The following is a 17,587-nucleotide window of genomic DNA, read 5'->3' as shown; positions in this document are numbered from 1 at the left end:
GATATTGTACTGACGGGCTAAGATAGCGCGTCGCTCTTCATGGGAATCACCCGATGTCTTTCACGCCACGCGGCACGCTGATGATCCAGGGCACGACGTCCGATGCCGGCAAGAGCACGCTCGTCGCGGGCCTGTGCCGACTCGCGCGGCGCGGCGGCGTGCGGGTCGCGCCGTTCAAGCCGCAGAACATGGCGCTCAACAGCGCGGTGACCATCGACGGCGGCGAGATCGGCCGCGCGCAGGCTTTGCAGGCGGTCGCGGCGGGCGTGCCCGCGCGCATCGACTTCAATCCGGTGCTGCTCAAGCCGACGAGCGATCGCGGCGCGCAGGTCATCATCCACGGTCATGCGCACGCGAACCTCGATGCGCGCGCTTATCACGACTACAAGCGCATCGCGTTCGACGCCGTGCTCGCGTCCTACGCGCGTCTGCAAGACGAATTCGATGCGGTGATCGTCGAAGGCGCGGGGAGTCCCGCCGAGATCAATCTGCGCGATGGCGATATCGCCAACATGGGCTTCGCGGAGCGCGTCGATTGCCCGGTCGTGCTCGTCGCCGATATCGATCGCGGCGGCGTGTTCGCGCATCTCGTCGGGACGCTTGCGTGCTTGTCGGAGAGCGAGCGGGCGCGCGTTCGCGGCTTCGTCATCAACCGGTTTCGCGGGGATATCGGCTTGCTCGAACCGGGGCTCGACTGGCTCGTCGCGCAAACGGGCAAGCCGGTGTTCGGCGTGCTGCCGTATCTGCACGGCCTCACGCTCGACGCCGAAGACATGCTGCCGAGCCAGCCGCACGTGCGCCGCGATGCGGCCGCGTTGAAGGTGATCGTGCCGGCGCTGCCGCGCATCAGCAATCACACGGATTTCGATGCGCTGCGTGCGCACGCCCAGGTCGATTTCAGCTATGTGCGCGCGGGCATCGCGCCGCCCGCCGCCGATCTCATCGTGCTGCCCGGCTCGAAGAGCGTGCAACGCGATCTCGCGTGGCTGCGCGAGAACGGCTGGGATCGCGCGATCGAGCGGCATCTGCGTTACGGCGGCAAGGTGCTGGGCATTTGCGGCGGCATGCAGATGCTCGGGCGCACGATCGATGATCCGGATGGCGTCGAAGGCGCGGCGGGTTGCGTGAACGGGCTCGGATTGCTCGATCTTTGCACCGTCCTCACGCAGCGCAAGCAGTTGGAGAACGTCGCCGGACGGTTGACGATCGGCGATACGCGAGCGCCCGTGCGCGGCTACGAAATCCACATGGGCCGAACGCACGGACCGGCGCTCGCGCGGCCGCTCGTCGCGCTGGATTCGGGATGCTTCGACGGCGCCGTTTCCGACGACGATCAGATCGCCGCGACCTATCTGCACGGCGTGTTCGATACTCCCGAAGCCTGCGCCGCGCTGCTCGCGTGGGCGGGCGTGGAGAACGCCGAGCCGCTCGATTATCCGGCGCTGCGCGAGGCGTCGCTCGATCGGCTCGCAGATTCGTTCGCGCAATCGCTCGATCTCGACGCGCTGCGAGCCGCCTTCGCTCAATAAAGAATCATCTGCGTGCAGCGAAACATCGCGATGAGCTTGCCTTCGCCTGTGGTCACGGTCGCGTCCCACACCTGCGTGCTGCGCCCGAGATGCACGGCCGTGGCCTTCGCGACGATCTTCCCTTCGCGCGCCGTCGAAACATGGTTGCTCTTCAGTTCGAGCGTCGTGAAGTTCTGCGCCTTCTCCGGCAGATGCGCGATGCACGCATAGCCGCAACACGTATCCGCGAGGCCGACGACGGTCGCCGCGTGCAGAAAGCCGTTGGGCGCGAGCAGTTCCGGGCGGATCGTGAGTTCGCCGTTCAATTCGCCCTGATCGAGCGAAATCAGTTGCACGCCGAGCAGATCGGGCAAACGGCCTTTCTGGCGGTTGCGCAGAAAATCGAGCGTGACATCGGGACGGAGCTGGGTCATGGGCGGTAGGAGTCGGAAAAGATGACGAATGCCGATATTGGCGGAGAATACGGCACGGCCGTTCGGCCAGCGTGCCGGATGCATCACTTTTGCCGATAATATCAACGCTCGAATCATGCACCTGTTCTTGTAACGACGAAAATCGTGCGCGCTGGGCGGCCAAACGCCCGCGCGCTCAACAAAATCCGGGACACTTCATGACCGTGATCGTGGTGGCAAATCCGAAAGGCGGCGTGGGCAAAAGCACGCTCGCAACCAATCTGGCCGGGCATTTCGCGTCGGAAGGCGAGTGGGTCGCGCTCGCCGATCTCGACAAGCAGCGCTCGTCGCACGCATGGCTCTCGCTGCGCGTCGACACGCTGCCGAAGATCGAGGAATGGAACATCGACGTCGATTCTCCGATGAAGCCGCCCAAAGGTCTGGAGAAAGCCGTCGTCGATACCCCCGCCGGCGTGCACGGCAATCGACTCGCGCTGGCGCTTGAACTGGCGGACAAGGTCATCGTGCCGCTACAGCCGTCGATGTTCGACATCCTCGCGACGCAGGACTTTCTCGCGAAACTCGCGAAAGAAAAGGCGGTGCGCAAAGGGGCGATCGAAGTCGGCGTGGTCGGCATGCGCGTGGATGCGCGCACGCGCTCGGCGGACCAGCTGCATCGCTTCGTCGAAGGGCTCGACCTTCCTGTGCTCGGCTTTTTGCGCGATACGCAGAACTACGTCCAGCTCGCCGCGCACGGCCTCACGATCTGGGACGTGGCGAAGAGCCGCGTCGAGAAAGATCTGGAGCAGTGGGAGCCGATCCTCGAATGGGTGTCCAAAAAATAAAAAAGCCGGCGTCCCGCAGGAAAGCGCCGGCTCGTGCGAGGGAAGAGGCGATTACGTCCAGTTCTGCGTCGGGACGTGATCGCGGCTGCCCTTGATACGGTTGTCGTCGTCGACGAACACGAGATTCGGCTTCCAGCCCGCCTTGATCTCTTCCTCATCGACCTGCGCGAACGCCGCGATGATCACGAGATCGCCCAGTTGCGCGCGACGCGCGGCCGAGCCGTTCAGCGAAATCATGCCGCTGCCGCGCTCGCCCTTGATCGCATACGTGGTCAGACGCTCGCCGTTGTTCACGTTCCAGATGTCGATCTGCTCGTTCTCCATCAGGTTCGCGGCCTCGAGCAGGTTCTCGTCGATCGCGCACGAGCCTTCATAATGCAACTCGCAGTGCGTGACCGTCGCGCGGTGAATCTTCGATTTGAGCATGGTGCGTTGCATGATGCTTCCTTCAGATTTCGAGATTGTCGATGAGGCGCGTCGAGCCGAGTTTCGCGGCCGCGACCACGACGAGCTCGGCGTTCGCGTCGGCGTCCGCTTCGCCCGGCGGCAGCAGGTTCGAACGCTTGCGCACGCTGATGTAATCGGGCTTCCAGCCGCGCTCGGCGAGCGCGTTCATCGCGTCGCGCTCGAGTGCGGCGATATCGCGATTGCCCGACAGCACCGCTTCGCGCACGCGCTGCAACTGCTCGGCGAGCTTGGGCGCTTCGGCGCGCTCAGCCGCCGACAGGAAGCGGTTGCGCGACGACAGCGCGAGTCCGTCCTCGTCGCGCACGGTCTCCGCGGCGACGATTTCCGTGGGCAGCGCGAACTGGTGGCACATGGCGCGCACGATCATCAGTTGCTGATAGTCCTTCTTGCCGAACACCGCGACGCGCGGCTGCACGCACGACATCAGCTTCATCACGACGGTGCACACGCCCGTGAAGAAGCCGGGGCGGAACTCGCCTTCGAGAATGTCGCCGAGATTGTGCGGCGGATGCACGCGATACTCCTGCGGCTCCGGATACATGTCCCGCTCGGTCGGCGCGAACAGCACGTAGACGTTTTCTTTCTGCAGCTTGTCGATGTCGTCCTGAAGCGTGCGCGGATATTTGTCGAAGTCCTCGTTCGGGCCGAATTGCAGACGGTTCACGAAGATGCTCGCGACGACCGGATCGCCATGCTGGCGCGCGAGGCGCATCAGCGAGAGATGGCCTTCGTGGAGGTTGCCCATCGTCGGGACGAAGGCGGTTCGGTTTTGGCCGCGCAACTGGTCGCGCAGTTCATGGATGGAGCTGATGACTTTCATCGAGCGGGTGTCTCCTGGCGGGCGGCGTGATTCAGCGTCGCACCGAGGCTAGGGAATGGATAAGCGAATTCTAGGCGGGCGAGTACGCGAGTCTCACGTAGATCGGCGCGTATGGCTCGGGCTGCGTGATTTCGATCAGCGATTCGCGCGACAGCTCCAGCATCGCGATGAAGTTCACGACGACCACCGGCACACCGCGCGAAGTGTCGAAAAGCTCCGTGAACTCCATGAAGCGCGCGGTCTGCAGCCGCCGCAGGATCACGCTCATGTGCTCGCGCACCGAAAGCTCCTCGCGCGAAATCTTGTGATGCTGCACGAGCTTCGCGCGCTTGATCACGTCGGCCCACGCGGCGCGCAGGTCGTTCATGTCGACATCGGGGAAGCGCTGTTCGGCGGACTGCTCGATATAGATGTCCGCGCGCAGGAAGTCGCGGCCGAGCTGCGGCAACTGGTCGATCTTCTGCGCCGCGAGTTTCATCTGCTCGTATTCCAGCAGACGGCGCACGAGCTCGGCGCGCGGGTCTTCGGCGTCCTCGCCGGTGTCGGCCTTCTTGACCGGCAGCAGCATGCGCGACTTGATCTCGATCAGCATCGCCGCCATCAGCAGATATTCCGACGCGAGCTCCAGATTCGATTCGCGGATCTGGTCGACGTAACCCAGGTATTGCGCGGTGACATCCGCCATCGGGATGTCGAGCACGTTGAAGTTCTGCTTGCGGATGAGGTAGAGCAGCAGGTCGAGCGGGCCTTCGAACGCTTCGAGAAAGATTTCGAGCGCGTCGGGCGGAATGTAGAGGTCAGTGGGCAGCTTCCAGAGCGGCTCGCCGTAAAGATGCGCGATCGCGACGCCGTCGATCGTGTCGGGCGTCGAATCGGTCGCGGGCCTGGCGAGCGCCACCACCCGGTCTTCCCGTGCATCGTCGCGCTTGCCCTCGTGCGGCGCATGCGCGGACGATTGCGGCTCGTGGCCGGCTGCGCTCACGTTCAGAAGTTCTGGTAGTAGACGTAGGGCGTCTGGTTCACGCGCGCCTGCTGCTGCGAGCTGCGCTCGTCGAGGTCGATCGGTTGCTTGTCCCACAGAAGCGCGCGGCCGCGACGCTGTTCTTCTTCCAGCGACGGCTTTTGCTCTTTCAACTGATTGATGAACTGGGTGATATCCGACTGATACATGATCCGGCTTCCGTTGGGGTCGAGGCGACAAGCCTCTTTTGACGATATCGGCGCACGCGGCAACCCGCATTGCGCCTGTGATTTTGCCTTTTGGCGCAATTTTACCGCAAGCGTGCGGCGGCAACGCATATCGGCGCGCCGCTGTTTCGCGTCTTGAAAGGCGCACGCGCGTGCACGTTTTGCGGAACCCGGCAGGCGCACAGCCGTCAAAAAGGCCCACGTCTCGCGCGAGATCGGCCGTCTTACGGTGCCGGCGCACGCCGATGTGGTGAAATAGCGCCTGCGCCCGCTTGCACATCGGCTGCACGTTTTCCTTTCATTCCCACTCATCCCGATGCCGGAGGTCACGTTTGGCGGGGCGTTCGTTTGATCCGCTGCGCGCGTTGCGCGTGATGCCGCCACGCGTGCGACGCTGGCCGGCCCTGATCGTCGCGTTGATCGCGTTCGGCCTCGCCACGCCCGCATTCGCCAAGTACGAGGTCGATGTCGACGCGCCGCGCAGCGTGAAGAAGCTGCTCAAGGAAAACCTCGACATCGCCCGCTTCGCCAAGCGCGACGACGTGAGCGACGACCAGTTCCAGTTCCTCGTCACCGCGACGCCCAAGGACGTGCGCGATCTCGTCGCGACCGAAGGCTATTTCACGCCGGTCGTGCGCACGGACGTCACGACCGTCGACGACAAACGCAACGTCAAGGTGAGCGTCGATCCCGGCCCGCGGACGATGATCGCTTCGGTGCAACTGCATTTCACCGGCGCGGTGACGACCGAGGACCGCGCGCAGGAAAACGCGGCGCGTTTCGCCCTTTCGGTCAGCGAAGGCGATCCGTTCACGCAAGGCGGCTGGGACGACGCGAAGAACGCCGCGCTGAGAGCGCTGCAGTCGAAGCGCTATCTCGGCGCGAAAATCGTGCGCTCGCAGGCGCGCATCAATCCTCGCGCGCATCTCGCCGATCTCTCCGTGACCTTCGACAGCGGTCCGACCTTCACGCTCGGGAAGCTCGACGTGAGCGGGCCGAAGCGCTATCCCGCATGGATCGTCGATCACGTGAATCCGATCCAGGACGGCGAGATCTACGACGTCGCGCGCATCAACGAGCTGCAGCGGCAGATCCAGAACACGCCGTACTACGCGAGCGTGGCGATCGATGTGGACAACGACGTCAGCAAGCCGGTCGAAACGCCGCTGCATGTGAAGGTGAGCGAGTATCCGTACAACAGCATCCGCTACGGCGTGGGTTACGCAACGGACACCGGTTTTCACATCCAGGGCGCATACAGCTATCTCGATACCTTCGGCAAGGCGTATCCGTTCACGATTTCCGGCCGGCTCGACCAGACGCAGCAGTACGGCCGCGTGCAACTGGCGATGCCGCCGGATTCTCACGGCTGGGTGAACGCCGTATTCGGGTCCTACACGATCACCGATGTGTCCGACACGAACATCTACAGCGCGCGCGTCGGCGTGCAGCGTTCGCGCTCGCGTCAGAACATCGACACGACGTTCTCGCTGACCTTCTACGACGATCGCCTGACGCAGAACGAGCCGAATCCGTCGACGGCGCGCGCGCTCGTGCCCGCATGGAGCTGGGTGCGCCGCGACGTCGACGATCCGCTGTTCCCGCGCCGCGGCAACATCATCCGCGCGGAGGCGGGATTCGCCGTCAAGGGCGTGATGACCGATCAGACGTTCGCGCGCCTCTACACCAACGCGCTGCAATATGTGCCGCTCGGCAAGAACGATTTGCTCGTGTTTCGCGCGGAGTTCGGCGGCGTGTTCACGAGCGGGTCGTCGAGCGGCGTGCCCGCGTCGCTGCTGTTTCGCGCGGGTGGCGCGAACTCGGTGCGCGGATACAGCTATCTGGGTATCGGCAACAACGTCGCGGGCTCGGTCTTGCCGACCAAGTACATGGTGACGGGCAGCAGCGAATATCAACACTGGTTCACGCACGACTGGGGCGGCGCGGTGTTCTTCGACATCGGCACCGCGACCGACACCTGGAGCGAGCGCGTGTTCCAGCCGGGCGTGGGCGTCGGTGCGCGCTGGCGCAGTCCGGTCGGCCCGGTGAACGTCGACCTGGCGTATGGATTCAAGAACAAGAGCATCAAGCCGTATCTGACGCTCGGCATCGCGTTCTGATGCGCGTGCGAACGATGAAGGAAAGCGAACCGGCATGACGGACCCGACGAAGCAAGCGGACGCCGAAGCCCCGCCGCCCGGCAACGAAGGCGGCGACGACGGCGGCGCGAAGAAGACGCCGCCGCGCAAGAGCGGCTGGCGGCGGCTTGCGCGCTGGATCGGTGCGCTCGTGCTCGTCGTCGTGCTGATCGCCGCGCTCGCGGTCGGCGGCGTGTTCTTCGTGCTGACGACCGAACGCGGCACGCGCTACGCGTGGGACGCAGCGACCTCGCTCCTCAAGGGACAACTGACCGGCAAGCTCGACGGCGGCGCGATCGCGACCGGCATGCAACTGCGCGACGTGCACTGGAAGGACGGCAAGGGCACGGACATCGCGGTCGACAGCGTGTCGGGCCGCTGGGCGCTCACGCGCGAGCCGCTGCGCTTCACGATCGACTATCTGCACATCGGAACGGTCGATGCCCGCATCGCGCCGTCGAACGAACCGAGCAAGAAGACGGAACTGCCGAAGGACCTGCGCATTCCGATTCAACTGGCGATCAACGATCTTTCCGTCGAGAAGCTGCGCCTGCATCAGGGCACGACGACCACCGAATTCTCGCGGCTGCTTTTCAACGGCCGCAGCGACGGGCAGCATCACCAGGCGACGGTTCAGCGTCTCGACACGCCGTTCGGCTCGGTGACGGCGTCGCTGAAACTCGATGGCGGCGCGCGCCCGTTTCCGCTCTCCGGCGACGCGGGTTATGCCGGCAAGGTCAACGGCGAAACGGTGAACGTGAGCGCGCGGCTTTCCGGCGCGCTGGAAGACCTGATCGCCGACGTCGACGCGAGCGGCATGAAGCTCAACGGCCGCGCGCATGTCGAGGCGTTGCCCTTCGCCGACGTGCCGCTCAAATCCGCGCTCGTCACCTTCGATCACGTGAATCCGCAGGCATTCAGCCCGGGCGCGCCCGAGGCCGATCTGGCCGTGCGCGCCGAGGTGAAGCCGGTCGAAGGCACGGACCCGAAGGCGTTCGTCGTGAGCGGGCCGGTGTCGATCGTCAACGCGAAGCCCGGTTCCATCGACAAGAAGCTGCTGCCGCTCATCGACGCGCGCGCGAACGTGCGTCTCGACGCCTCCGAACAAAGCATCACCGACCTCAACGTGCGGCTCTTGAAGAACGCGACCGTGACGGGCGGCGGCGCGCTCGCGGGCGGCAAGGGCAAGTTCGACCTGAAGATCGCGAAGCTGGACCTGAACGCGATCGAACCGACGCTGCGCCCGACGGATTTCGCCGGGCCGGTCGGAATTGTCCTCGCGGGCGACACGCAGACCATCACCGCCGATCTCAACGATCCGAAAGCGGCGATCCGCGCGCAGGCCAAAGTGAAGCTCGATCCGAAGCAGACCACGCTCGACGACGTGAAGCTCACGGTCGGCAAGGGTCGCGTCGAACTCAACGGCGCGCTCAAGAAGGACGCCAATTCGAGCTACGACCTGAAGGCGAAAATCGTCGACTTCAATCCGCTGCTGTTGCAACAGCAGTTGATCGCGCAGAAGCCCGCGCCCGCGAAGAAAGGTGCGCCGAAGAAGCCTGCCGCGCCGGCGCGCGTGATCGAAGCCCGCGTGAACGGCACGCTCGCCGCATCGGGCCAGCTCGCGCCCACGCGCGCGACAAAGGCCACGTTCAAGCTCAACGACAGCATGTACGACAACTTGCCGATGACGGGCGAGGGCACGGTGCAGGTCGCGGGCACGCGGCTGTTGCCGAGCAAGGCGTCGCTGTCGGTGGCGGGCAATAACGTCGATCTGAACGGCAGCTTCGGCGCGCCCGGCGACCGGCTGCGCTTCAAGGTCGATGCGCCCGCGCTCGAACGGCTCGGCTTCGGCATCACGGGCACGGCCAAGGCGGACGGCGATGTGACCGGCTCGATCGCGCATCCGAATATCGCGGCGAACTATCAGGCCGATGGCGTCGTGTTCGGCGCGAACCGCGTCGGCCATGCGGAAGGCCGCGCGGATATCCGCGATGGCGCGAACGGCGCGCTCGTCTTCACGCTGAAGGCACGCGACGCGAGCACGGAGGACGTCGAAATCGCCAACCTCGACGCGAATCTGAACGGCACGCGCGCGCATCACACGCTCGACGTCACCGCGACCGGCAAGGTGCGCGGCCAGCCGGTGAATCTCGCGCTCGGCGCGGCCGGCAAGTTCACCGACGCGCCCGATGGCCCGCACTGGGACGGCTCGATCACGAAGCTGTCGAACAGGGGCACGCCGTCGCTGAATCTCGAATCGCCGCTGACGGTGAGTTATGGCCCGAAGCGCCTCGTGCTCGGCGCGACGCGCCTCGTCGCGGAAGGCGCGGTGCTGAATCTGAAGTCGTTCGCGATGGAAAACGGCCGTCTGCAATCGGCGGGCACGCTCACGAATCTCTCCGTGCCGCATCTGCTCGACGTGCGTCAGGAGCTGACGGGCGCGGAGCCGCCGATCCGCACCGACCTCGTCTTCGACGGCGACTGGAACTTCTCGCTCGGCGCGACCGCGACGGGCTACGCGCAGATCAAGCGACGCGGCGGCGACGTGACGATCGACGGCACGCGCGGCCTCTCCGCGCTCGGCATCTCGGATATCGCCGCGCGCGTGGACTTCAGCGGCGGCAATCGCCTGAACGCGTCGCTGCATGCGCAGGCGAGCCGTATCGGCGTGATCGACGCGAACGTGCACACGACGCTCGTCGATCGCGACGGCATGCTCGCCCTAGACGACAACGCGCCGCTCACCGGCGGCATCGACGCGAATGTTCCCGAACTGCGCACGACGGGCGGGATGCTCGGCGCGAACTATCTGCTGGGCGGGAAGATCGCGCTCAAGCTCGTGATCGCGGGGATCGTCGCGAAGCCGAATCTGTCGGGCTCGCTCACCGGCGACAACCTCTCCGCGACGGTCGTCGATCAGGGCGTGCAACTGAAGGACGGCATCATTCGCATCGCGCTGTCCGAGAATCTCGTCGATCTTCAGAAGGTGGAGTTCCACGGCGCGAGCGGCACGCTGCGCGCGACCGGCAAGGTGCGGCTCGACCAGCAGCAGCCCGATCTGACCGCGAGCATCATCGCGGACAAGCTGGAGCTGTTCGCGTCGCCGGATCGCGAGCTGATGCTGTCGGGCAGCGCGACCATCGCCAACGCGGGACTGCAGGGCGGCATGGCGATCGATGGCAAGTTCACCGTCGATCACGCGCTCATCGATCTGCCGGAATCCTCCGCGCCCTCGCTCGGCGACGACGTCGTGATCGAGCGCCCCGACGGCACGATCAAGGGCGGCAATCAGCCGATCACGGCGGCGACCGAGAAGCCGGTCGGGCCGTTCACGCCGCGCGCCAATATCGCGATCAATCTCGGTGATCGCTTCCGCTTCAAGGGCGCGGGCGCGGATCTCGGGCTCGCCGGCACCATCACGGCGATGAGCGCGCCGAACATGCCGCTGCGCGCCGTCGGCAACGTGCGCGTGACGACGCCGGGCTCGTCGTACTCGGCCTTCGGACGCAAGCTGAACATCGAGAACGGCTACTTCACGTTCAACGGGCCGGTGGCGAATCCGGGCATCAACATTCTCGCGATGCGGCGCAATCAGGAAGTCGAAGCGGGCGTTCAGGTGACGGGCACCGTGCAGGCGCCGGTCGCCAAGCTGATCTCCGAGCCGAGCGTGCCCGACAACGAAAAGCTCTCGTGGCTCCTGTTCGGGCACGGCACGGATCAGGGCAACAACGTCGGCCAGCAGAGCGCGATGACGAGCGCGCTTGCGCTGCTCGGCAGCAAGGGCGGCGCGAAGATCGCGCAGACGGTCGGGCTGGACGAGTTCACTGTCGGTTCGAGCGAAGTGGGCCTGACTGATCCGCAAGTCGTGCTGCTGTCGAAGGCGATCAACGAGCGGCTCGTGATCGGCTATGAGCAGGGGCTGCAATCGGCGGGCAACGCGGTCAAGGCGACGCTGAACCTGTCGCGGTTCTGGGCCGTGACGGCGTATGGCGGGACCTATCAGGGCGTCGATCTGTCCTATACGCGGCGGTTCAATTCGTGGGCGCGACTGTGGGCGTCGTCTTCGTCGGCTGCGCGGGCGTCCGCGGCGGATTCCGCGTCGGGGGCGTCGGGCGCGTCGGCGGCGGATCCTTCCACGCCGGATCCGGACTGAGCTTGCGCGCGCTTCAACGAAAAAGGGCACGCGAATCGCGTGCCCTTTTTCAGTTCTTCGAACCTTCTTACTTCACCCGCATGCCCGGTTTCGCGCCGCTATGCGGCTCGAGAATGTAAAGCCCCGGTTCGGCCTTCTCATCCGTCGCCGAAGCCGCCAGCACCATGCCTTCCGACAGCCCGAACTTCATCTTGCGCGGCGCGAGGTTCACGACCATCACGGTAAGCTTGCCGATCAGATCCTGCGGCTGATAGGCCGACTTGATGCCCGAGAACACGTTGCGCGTCTTGTCCTCGCCGACGTCGAGCGTCAGTTGCAGCAGCTTGTCGGAGCCTTCGACCGCCTTGCAATCGACGATCTTCGCAATGCGCAGATCGACCTTCGCGAAATCGTCGATGGAGATGACGCCCGGTTCTTCCTGTTTTTTCGCAACGGTCTTGGCCGGAGCGGCCGCGGCCGTTTCGGCGGCCGGCGCGAGTGATTCGCGATTCGCGGCCAGCAAGGCCTCGATCTGTTTCGGATCGACGCGCGTCGTCAGATGCTTGTACGCGTTGATCGCATTGGTCGACGACAGCGGCTTCGCGGCATCGGCCCAGACGAGCGGCGCGATGCCGAGGAACGCTTCGACCGATTCCGCCAGCTTCGGCAGCACCGGCTTCAGCGCGAGCGACAGCAGACGGAACGCTTCGAGGCTCACGCTGCACGTCTCATGCAGCGCGACGGCATTCGCCGGGTCTTTCGCCTGATCCCACGGCTTCGAGGTATCGACGTAGGCGTTGACGGCGTCGGCGAGTTCCATCGTCGTGCGCAGCGCGCGGCCATATTCGCGCGATTCGTAGAAGCCCGCGATCTGCGGAATCGCCGAGCGCAATTGCGTGACGAGCGGATGATGCATCGCGCTGTCCTGCACGCGGCCATCGAAGCGCTTGATGAGGAAACCCGCCGCGCGGCTCGCGATGTTCACGTATTTGCCGACGAGATCGCTGTTCACGCGCGCCTGGAAATCTTCGAGGTTCAGGTCGATGTCTTCCATCGTGCTATTGAGCTTCGCCGCGAAGTAGTAGCGCAGCCACTCGGGGTTGAGGCCCGTGTCGATCACGCTCTGCGCGGTGATGAAGGTGCCGCGCGACTTCGACATCTTCGCGCCGTCGACGGTCAGAAAGCCGTGCGCGAATACGTTGGTCGGCGTGCGATGGCCGGAGAATTCGAGCATCGCCGGCCAGAAAAGCGTGTGGAAATACAGAATGTCCTTGCCGATGAAATGGTACTGCTCGGCCTTCGCGCCGGGCTTCACCCACTCGTCGAAATTCACGCCGATGCGATCCGCGAGATTCTTGAAGCTCGCGTAATAGCCGACGGGCGCATCGACCCAGACGTAGAAGTACTTGCCCGGCGCGCCTGGAATCTCGAAGCCGAAATAGGGCGAGTCGCGCGAGATGTCCCAGTCGGCGAGTTTGGCTTCGCCCTTGTCGCCGAGCCATTCGCGCATCTTGTTGGTGGCTTCGGGCTGCGCGAGGCCGCTCACCCAGCCGCGCAGGAAATTCTCGCAGCGCGGATCGGAGAGCTTGAAGAAGTAGTGCGTAGACGTCTTGCGGATGGGCGTCGCGCCCGACACGACCGAGTACGGGTTGATGAGTTCGGTCGGCTGATAGGTCGAGCCGCAGACTTCGCAGTTGTCGCCGTATTGATCTTTCGCGCCGCACTTCGGGCACTGGCCCTTGATGAAGCGGTCCGGCAGGAACATTTCCTTGACCGGATCGTAGGCCTGCTCGATGTCGCGCGCCTCGATCAGCCCCGCTTGCTGAAGCGCGCCGTAGATCGTGTTGCAGAGGACGCGGTTTTCCTCGGCATCGGTCGAATAGTAGTTGTCGAACGAGATGCCGAAGCTGTCGAAGTCACGCTTGTGCTCTTTCCACACGCGCTCGATCAGTTCTTTCGGCGTGATGCCTTCCTTTTCGGCGCGCAGCATGATCGGCGTGCCGTGGGTGTCGTCGGCGCCGACGTAGTAGACCTCATGGCCATGCATTCGCAGCGACCGAACCCAGATATCCGTCTGAATGTACTCGACCATGTGGCCGATATGAATCTGACCGTTCGCGTACGGCAACGCGGACGTGACGAGGATCTGGCGGCGGCCGCTTTCATTGACGGAGGCGGCAGGCGCGGCGGTGGCAGTGGCTGAAATCGGTGCTGACATAAAGGCGCGGCCCGTGTGGGAGTGCTGGGGGTTGGGGAAAAAGCGGATTTTGATTTTAGCAGGGCGGGGGGAGAGGGCGCGGGGGCAGAGGTGGAAGGCTGGATTCGAGGCGTGTTTTTGCTGCTTGTGTGCAACTACAAAATACATCAAAAAAGTTGCATTTTTCGCTTAGCAGGATATAACATTCGTGTTGTATTTTTGAGCCTTCGATACTCGCGGAGGGCGCATGAAATACAGTGAGTTCAGGAAGTGGTTGCGTAAGCAGGGCGCGATTTTTACTCCTGCAAAAGGCAGCCATTTCCGTGTGACACTCAACGGCAAGGCCACCATCTTTCCCGATCACGGCAGCAAGGAGATGGGCACGGATTTGGTGGTGCAGATCAAGAAACAGCTTGGGCTGAAATAAGCGAGGGATCGATGTTCTTTGGAGAACACACCGTCATGCTGTCCTATCCAGTGAATCTGGAACTCGACACGAACAACACTTATCTGGTCACATTTCCCGACATACCGGAAGCCATTTCCGTTGGGGAGGACGAAGGCGAGGCACTCATCAACGGGCTCGACGCACTGGAAAGCGCCATCGAGATTTACTTCGACGAAAAGCGCGAAGTGCCGATGCCGTCGAAACCGAAGAAGGGTCAGCCGGTCGTTACCTTACCCGCGCTGGTCGTTTCGAAGGTGCTGCTTCAGAACGAAATGCTCCGCCAGGGCGTGCGCAAGTCCGAACTTGCGCGGCGGCTCAACGTCCACATGCCGCAGGTCGACCGCCTTCTCGACCCGCGTCATTCGTCGAAGCTAGAAGCGATCGAAGCCGCGTTTCTTTCATTGGGCAAGCGCCTGAAAATCTCGCTGGCGTGAGCCGGATCGCCCCGATCGCGATTCACGCGCCCAAAAAAAACCGGGGTCCAATCGGGCCCCGGAGCAACAACGACAAGAGGAGAATGGCAGGTGATGGCATCGCCATCCACCTACCGTAAAGACAGACAGCGGCACTGCGTCCAAGTTTCAAATTTTTTTCAGACGACTGAACGCCGTGAACTCCGCGCTCTGATCGCCGCCTTCGCGACGGCGCATTCTCCTTTCAAATCAATTGCTTTACTGCACCTGACCCGGCTGCGCGGTGGCGCGCAGATAGATTTCCACGCGGCGATTCTGCGCGCGGCCCGCTTCCGTCGAGTTGTCCGCGATCGGCTGATTCTGGCCCATGCCCGACGCCGCCAGACGCTGCGCCGGAACGCCGTGCGTCGCGATGTACGACGCCACGCTCTGCGCGCGGTTCTGCGACAGCGTCTGGTTGTAAGCCGCCTGGCCGGTGTTGTCCGTATGGCCGACGACGCTCGCGATCAGCTCCGGATGCTGCTGCATCGTTTGCGTGACGGAGTTCAGCACCGGATCGAACGACGGCTTGATCGCGTAGCTGTTCGTATCGAACGAAATCGAGTTGGGAATGTTCACCTTGAGCGAGCCGTCCTGCTGCTCGGTCACTTGCGTGCCCGTGCCCTTCGAGTCGCCGGAAATCTTGTTCTTGATCGACTGCCAGTTGTAGCCGGTGATGCCGCCCACCGCCGCGCCCGTGGCCGCGCCGATCGCCGCGCCCTTGCCGCCGCCGAAAATCGCGCCGATGCCTGCGCCGGTCGCGGCGCCAACGCCCGTGCCGACCGCCGTGTTGGTGCCTTGCTGCGATGCGCAGCCTGCGACGAGCGCGCCTGCCACCGCGAACACGGACAGACGGGTGAAGAATTTGGTGTTCATATTAATCTCCTTGAATCGACAAGCGTTTCGGCGCGAGAAGCGCCGACAGTGCGAAAGGGTCTTCGGACGAGCCTCCGGGCGAGCCTCTACAATAAAGAGAAAGGCGCCCGGCTGCCCGATGCGATGCGTCCCCGGAAAGATTTTGCAGCGGGATAGTGCAGTGCCCGCGCGTCACGCGCAACGGCGCTAACAAATACTTTCAATTTCTTCAGTTTGTTGTTGCGCGTCGCAGCGCTTTAGCAACAAGCGTTCCATGGAGTTTCGATGAGCATTGACCGCGCGAAGATCGACACCGCACTCGCCACACTGACCGATCCCAATACCAACCGCAAGTTCGTCGATACGAAGAGCATTCGCAATGTATCCGTCGATGGCGCGAACGTCGCGGTGAGCGTCGTGCTCGGCTATCCGGCGAAGACGCAGTTCGGCCCGATCCGCGAGCAGGTGCAGGACGCGCTGCGTCAGGTGCCGGGCGTCGCGAACGTGACCGTGGACGTGTCCTCGCAGGTTGTCGCGCACGCGGTGCAGCGCGGCGTGAAGCTGCTGCCGAACGTCAAGAACATCATCGCGGTGGCGTCGGGCAAGGGCGGCGTCGGCAAGAGCACGACGGCCGCGAATCTCGCGCTCGCGCTCGCGGCGGAGGGCGCGTCGGTCGGCATGCTCGACGCGGATATCTACGGCCCTTCGCTGCCGATGATGCTCGGCATCACCGGCCGGCCCGAATCGCCCGACAACCAGACGATGAACCCGCTCGAAGGCCACGGCATCCAGGCGAATTCGATCGGCTTTCTGATCGAGCAGGACAACCCGATGGTGTGGCGTGGCCCGATGGTGACATCGGCGCTCGAGCAGTTGCTGCGTCAGACCAACTGGAAGGACCTCGACTACCTCGTCGTCGACATGCCGCCGGGCACGGGCGATATCCAGCTCACGCTGTCGCAGAAGGTGCCGGTGACGGGCGCGGTGATCGTCACGACGCCGCAGGACATCGCGCTGCTCGACGCGAAGAAGGGCTTGAAGATGTTCGAGAAGGTCGGCATTCCGATTCTCGGCATCGTCGAAAATATGAGCACACATATCTGCTCGAATTGCGGTCACGAGGAGCATATCTTCGGCGCGGGCGGCGGCGAGCGCATGGCGAAGGAATACGGCGTCGAAATTCTCGGCCAGTTGCCGCTCGATATCTCCATTCGCGAGCGCACCGACGCGGGCCAGCCGACCGTCGTGTCGCAGCCGGAGAGCCGTATCGCGGAGACGTATCGCGCGATTGCGCGGCGCATCGCGATCTCGATCGCCGAGCGTCAGCGCGACATGACCTCGAAATTCCCGAGCATCGTCGTGCAGAACACCTGATTTCGAGCACACGATCGAATCTGCGCGAGCCTTGTGCAATGCGGCTCGCGGTATCATGTCGCCTTCGATGCGCGGCAGCGTGGACGCACTGGGCGTCGGCGGGCCGCCGAGAGGATCGCATGGGACACAGATTCGACGGGAGGGCGCTTCACGCCTTGATCGCGACGGCCGCTTGCAGCGTCATGCTGAGCGGTTGCGGCCTCATCTTCCAGAATCATGAAAAGCGCGCGGACGCGGTCCTGCAACCGACGCCCGGCAACGCGACGCGCGGCACCGTCACGTTGATCGAGCGCGCGGACGGCGTGCAGGTCTCCTACAACCTGACGGACATGCCGCCGAACAGCGACCACGCGCTGACCGTGCACGAGCGCGGCGACTGCATCGCCGTCAACGAGCAGGATGCGAGCCCGGTGTTCGCGCTGCCTTCGGAGCGCAGACGCGCGACGTCGCGTGTCGAAGGCGAACTCGGCAATATCCACGCGGACGCGACCGGCGCGGCGACGGGCTTCATCGTCGCGACCGAGGTGTCGCTCGACGGCGTGCGCTCGGTCATTTCACGCGCGATCATGCTGCATCGGGAAGCGGTGGACCCTTACGCGAGCGCGCCGCACAACGTGGGTCCGGCGCTCGCTTGCGGCGTGATTCGCCGCTAGATGCCGCGACTTTCGCGCCGCGCCCGACGCGCTCGCCTGATCGCGTAAAATACGCGCTTTCGTCTGGCCCGCGTGGCGAGCATCGCCGCCGGAGAC

At 64.2% G+C, this 17,587-nt stretch carries 15 protein-coding genes; 8 read left to right on the top strand and 7 right to left on the bottom strand.

What is annotated here, in order from left to right:
* Positions 1-53 precede the first annotated feature (53 nt).
* On the top strand, positions 54-1,529 hold the full coding sequence (locus ACEN42_RS12215) for a cobyric acid synthase (RefSeq protein ID WP_371880077.1): 1,476 nt from the start codon (positions 54-56) through the stop codon (positions 1,527-1,529).
* On the opposite strand, the gene ACEN42_RS12210 is transcribed toward ACEN42_RS12215, so the two are convergent.
* Positions 1,523-1,942 (bottom strand): PaaI family thioesterase, encoded by a 420-nt coding sequence (locus ACEN42_RS12210; protein WP_187607272.1) that lies wholly within the window; start codon positions 1,940-1,942, stop codon positions 1,523-1,525. The genes ACEN42_RS12215 and ACEN42_RS12210 overlap by 7 nt on opposite strands.
* A gap of 197 nt (positions 1,943-2,139) precedes the next feature.
* Here ACEN42_RS12210 and ACEN42_RS12205 point away from each other — a divergent pair, with 197 nt between their 5' ends.
* Positions 2,140-2,766 carry a division plane positioning ATPase MipZ gene (locus ACEN42_RS12205; RefSeq protein WP_371880076.1) on the top strand — a complete coding sequence of 209 codons (627 nt, stop codon included), beginning with the start codon at positions 2,140-2,142 and terminating at the stop codon, positions 2,764-2,766.
* Between the two features lie 51 nt (positions 2,767-2,817).
* Here ACEN42_RS12205 and panD read toward each other — a convergent pair whose 3' ends face one another.
* The 4 genes from panD to ACEN42_RS12185 all read right to left on the bottom strand — a co-directional run bounded on the left by panD (position 2,818) and on the right by ACEN42_RS12185 (position 5,227).
* Positions 2,818-3,204 carry an aspartate 1-decarboxylase gene (gene panD, locus ACEN42_RS12200; RefSeq protein WP_035508291.1) on the bottom strand — a complete coding sequence of 129 codons (387 nt, stop codon included), beginning with the start codon at positions 3,202-3,204 and terminating at the stop codon, positions 2,818-2,820.
* A gap of 10 nt (positions 3,205-3,214) precedes the next feature.
* Positions 3,215-4,054: a pantoate--beta-alanine ligase gene (gene panC / locus ACEN42_RS12195; RefSeq protein WP_238209992.1), complete on the bottom strand. Its 840-nt coding sequence runs from the start codon at positions 4,052-4,054 to the stop codon at positions 3,215-3,217.
* Between the two features lie 70 nt (positions 4,055-4,124).
* A complete protein-coding gene (locus ACEN42_RS12190; RefSeq protein WP_371881120.1) occupies positions 4,125-4,952 on the bottom strand; it encodes a ScpA family protein in 828 nt (275 codons plus the stop codon).
* A gap of 86 nt (positions 4,953-5,038) precedes the next feature.
* Complete coding sequence (locus ACEN42_RS12185; RefSeq protein WP_187607389.1) at positions 5,039-5,227, bottom strand: DUF3460 family protein; 189 nt, start codon at positions 5,225-5,227, stop codon at positions 5,039-5,041.
* A gap of 389 nt (positions 5,228-5,616) precedes the next feature.
* Here ACEN42_RS12185 and ACEN42_RS12180 point away from each other — a divergent pair, with 389 nt between their 5' ends.
* Both ACEN42_RS12180 and ACEN42_RS12175 read left to right on the top strand, forming a co-directional pair.
* On the top strand, positions 5,617-7,362 hold the full coding sequence (locus ACEN42_RS12180; RefSeq protein WP_371881119.1) for an autotransporter assembly complex family protein: 1,746 nt from the start codon (positions 5,617-5,619) through the stop codon (positions 7,360-7,362).
* A gap of 34 nt (positions 7,363-7,396) precedes the next feature.
* A complete protein-coding gene (locus ACEN42_RS12175; RefSeq protein ID WP_371880075.1) occupies positions 7,397-11,533 on the top strand; it encodes a translocation/assembly module TamB domain-containing protein in 4,137 nt (1,378 codons plus the stop codon).
* A gap of 67 nt (positions 11,534-11,600) precedes the next feature.
* Here the strand turns inward: ACEN42_RS12175 and metG are convergent, their stop codons facing one another.
* Entirely contained in the window at positions 11,601-13,730 is a 2,130-nt protein-coding gene (gene metG / locus ACEN42_RS12170; RefSeq protein WP_371880074.1) for a methionine--tRNA ligase, read from the bottom strand.
* 226 nt (positions 13,731-13,956) lie between these two features.
* Here metG and ACEN42_RS12165 point away from each other — a divergent pair, with 226 nt between their 5' ends.
* Positions 13,957-14,136 (top strand): type II toxin-antitoxin system HicA family toxin, encoded by a 180-nt coding sequence (locus tag ACEN42_RS12165; RefSeq protein WP_238295726.1) that lies wholly within the window; start codon positions 13,957-13,959, stop codon positions 14,134-14,136.
* Positions 14,137-14,171: 35 nt separating this feature from the next.
* On the top strand, positions 14,172-14,591 hold the full coding sequence (locus ACEN42_RS12160; protein ID WP_238295727.1) for a type II toxin-antitoxin system HicB family antitoxin: 420 nt from the start codon (positions 14,172-14,174) through the stop codon (positions 14,589-14,591).
* A 237-nt stretch (positions 14,592-14,828) separates the two neighbouring features.
* On the opposite strand, the gene ACEN42_RS12155 is transcribed toward ACEN42_RS12160, so the two are convergent.
* Positions 14,829-15,485, bottom strand: a complete 657-nt coding sequence (locus ACEN42_RS12155; protein WP_035508304.1) for an OmpA family protein — start codon at positions 15,483-15,485, stop codon at positions 14,829-14,831.
* Positions 15,486-15,749: 264 nt separating this feature from the next.
* Here ACEN42_RS12155 and apbC point away from each other — a divergent pair, with 264 nt between their 5' ends.
* Together apbC and ACEN42_RS12145 are read left to right on the top strand one after the other, a co-directional pair.
* Positions 15,750-16,838 carry an iron-sulfur cluster carrier protein ApbC gene (apbC, locus tag ACEN42_RS12150; RefSeq protein WP_371880073.1) on the top strand — a complete coding sequence of 363 codons (1,089 nt, stop codon included), beginning with the start codon at positions 15,750-15,752 and terminating at the stop codon, positions 16,836-16,838.
* A gap of 119 nt (positions 16,839-16,957) precedes the next feature.
* Positions 16,958-17,491 carry a superoxide dismutase family protein gene (locus ACEN42_RS12145; RefSeq protein WP_187607265.1) on the top strand — a complete coding sequence of 178 codons (534 nt, stop codon included), beginning with the start codon at positions 16,958-16,960 and terminating at the stop codon, positions 17,489-17,491.
* Positions 17,492-17,587 lie beyond the last annotated feature (96 nt).

The sequence above is a fragment of the Caballeronia sp. S22 genome (assembly GCF_964261745.1).
GTDB lineage: Bacteria > Pseudomonadota > Gammaproteobacteria > Burkholderiales > Burkholderiaceae > Caballeronia > Caballeronia jiangsuensis.
This window is presented reverse-complemented; position numbering and strand designations above follow the sequence as displayed.

Bases quoted from the DNA above. Each gene is read 5' to 3' on its own strand.
- ACEN42_RS12215 (WP_371880077.1), top strand. From the start codon at position 54: ATGTCTTTCACGCCACGCGGCACGCTGATGATCCAGGGCACGACGTCC.
- ACEN42_RS12210 (WP_187607272.1), bottom strand. From the start codon at position 1,942: ATGACCCAGCTCCGTCCCGATGTCACGCTCGATTTTCTGCGCAACCGC.
- ACEN42_RS12205 (WP_371880076.1), top strand. From the start codon at position 2,140: ATGACCGTGATCGTGGTGGCAAATCCGAAAGGCGGCGTGGGCAAAAGC.
- panD (WP_035508291.1), bottom strand. From the start codon at position 3,204: ATGCAACGCACCATGCTCAAATCGAAGATTCACCGCGCGACGGTCACG.
- panC (WP_238209992.1), bottom strand. From the start codon at position 4,054: ATGAAAGTCATCAGCTCCATCCATGAACTGCGCGACCAGTTGCGCGGC.
- ACEN42_RS12180 (WP_371881119.1), top strand. From the start codon at position 5,617: ATGCCGCCACGCGTGCGACGCTGGCCGGCCCTGATCGTCGCGTTGATC.
- ACEN42_RS12175 (WP_371880075.1), top strand. From the start codon at position 7,397: ATGACGGACCCGACGAAGCAAGCGGACGCCGAAGCCCCGCCGCCCGGC.
- metG (WP_371880074.1), bottom strand. From the start codon at position 13,730: ATGTCAGCACCGATTTCAGCCACTGCCACCGCCGCGCCTGCCGCCTCC.
- ACEN42_RS12165 (WP_238295726.1), top strand. From the start codon at position 13,957: ATGAAATACAGTGAGTTCAGGAAGTGGTTGCGTAAGCAGGGCGCGATT.
- ACEN42_RS12160 (WP_238295727.1), top strand. From the start codon at position 14,172: ATGCTGTCCTATCCAGTGAATCTGGAACTCGACACGAACAACACTTAT.
- ACEN42_RS12155 (WP_035508304.1), bottom strand. From the start codon at position 15,485: ATGAACACCAAATTCTTCACCCGTCTGTCCGTGTTCGCGGTGGCAGGC.
- apbC (WP_371880073.1), top strand. From the start codon at position 15,750: ATGAGCATTGACCGCGCGAAGATCGACACCGCACTCGCCACACTGACC.
- ACEN42_RS12145 (WP_187607265.1), top strand. From the start codon at position 16,958: ATGGGACACAGATTCGACGGGAGGGCGCTTCACGCCTTGATCGCGACG.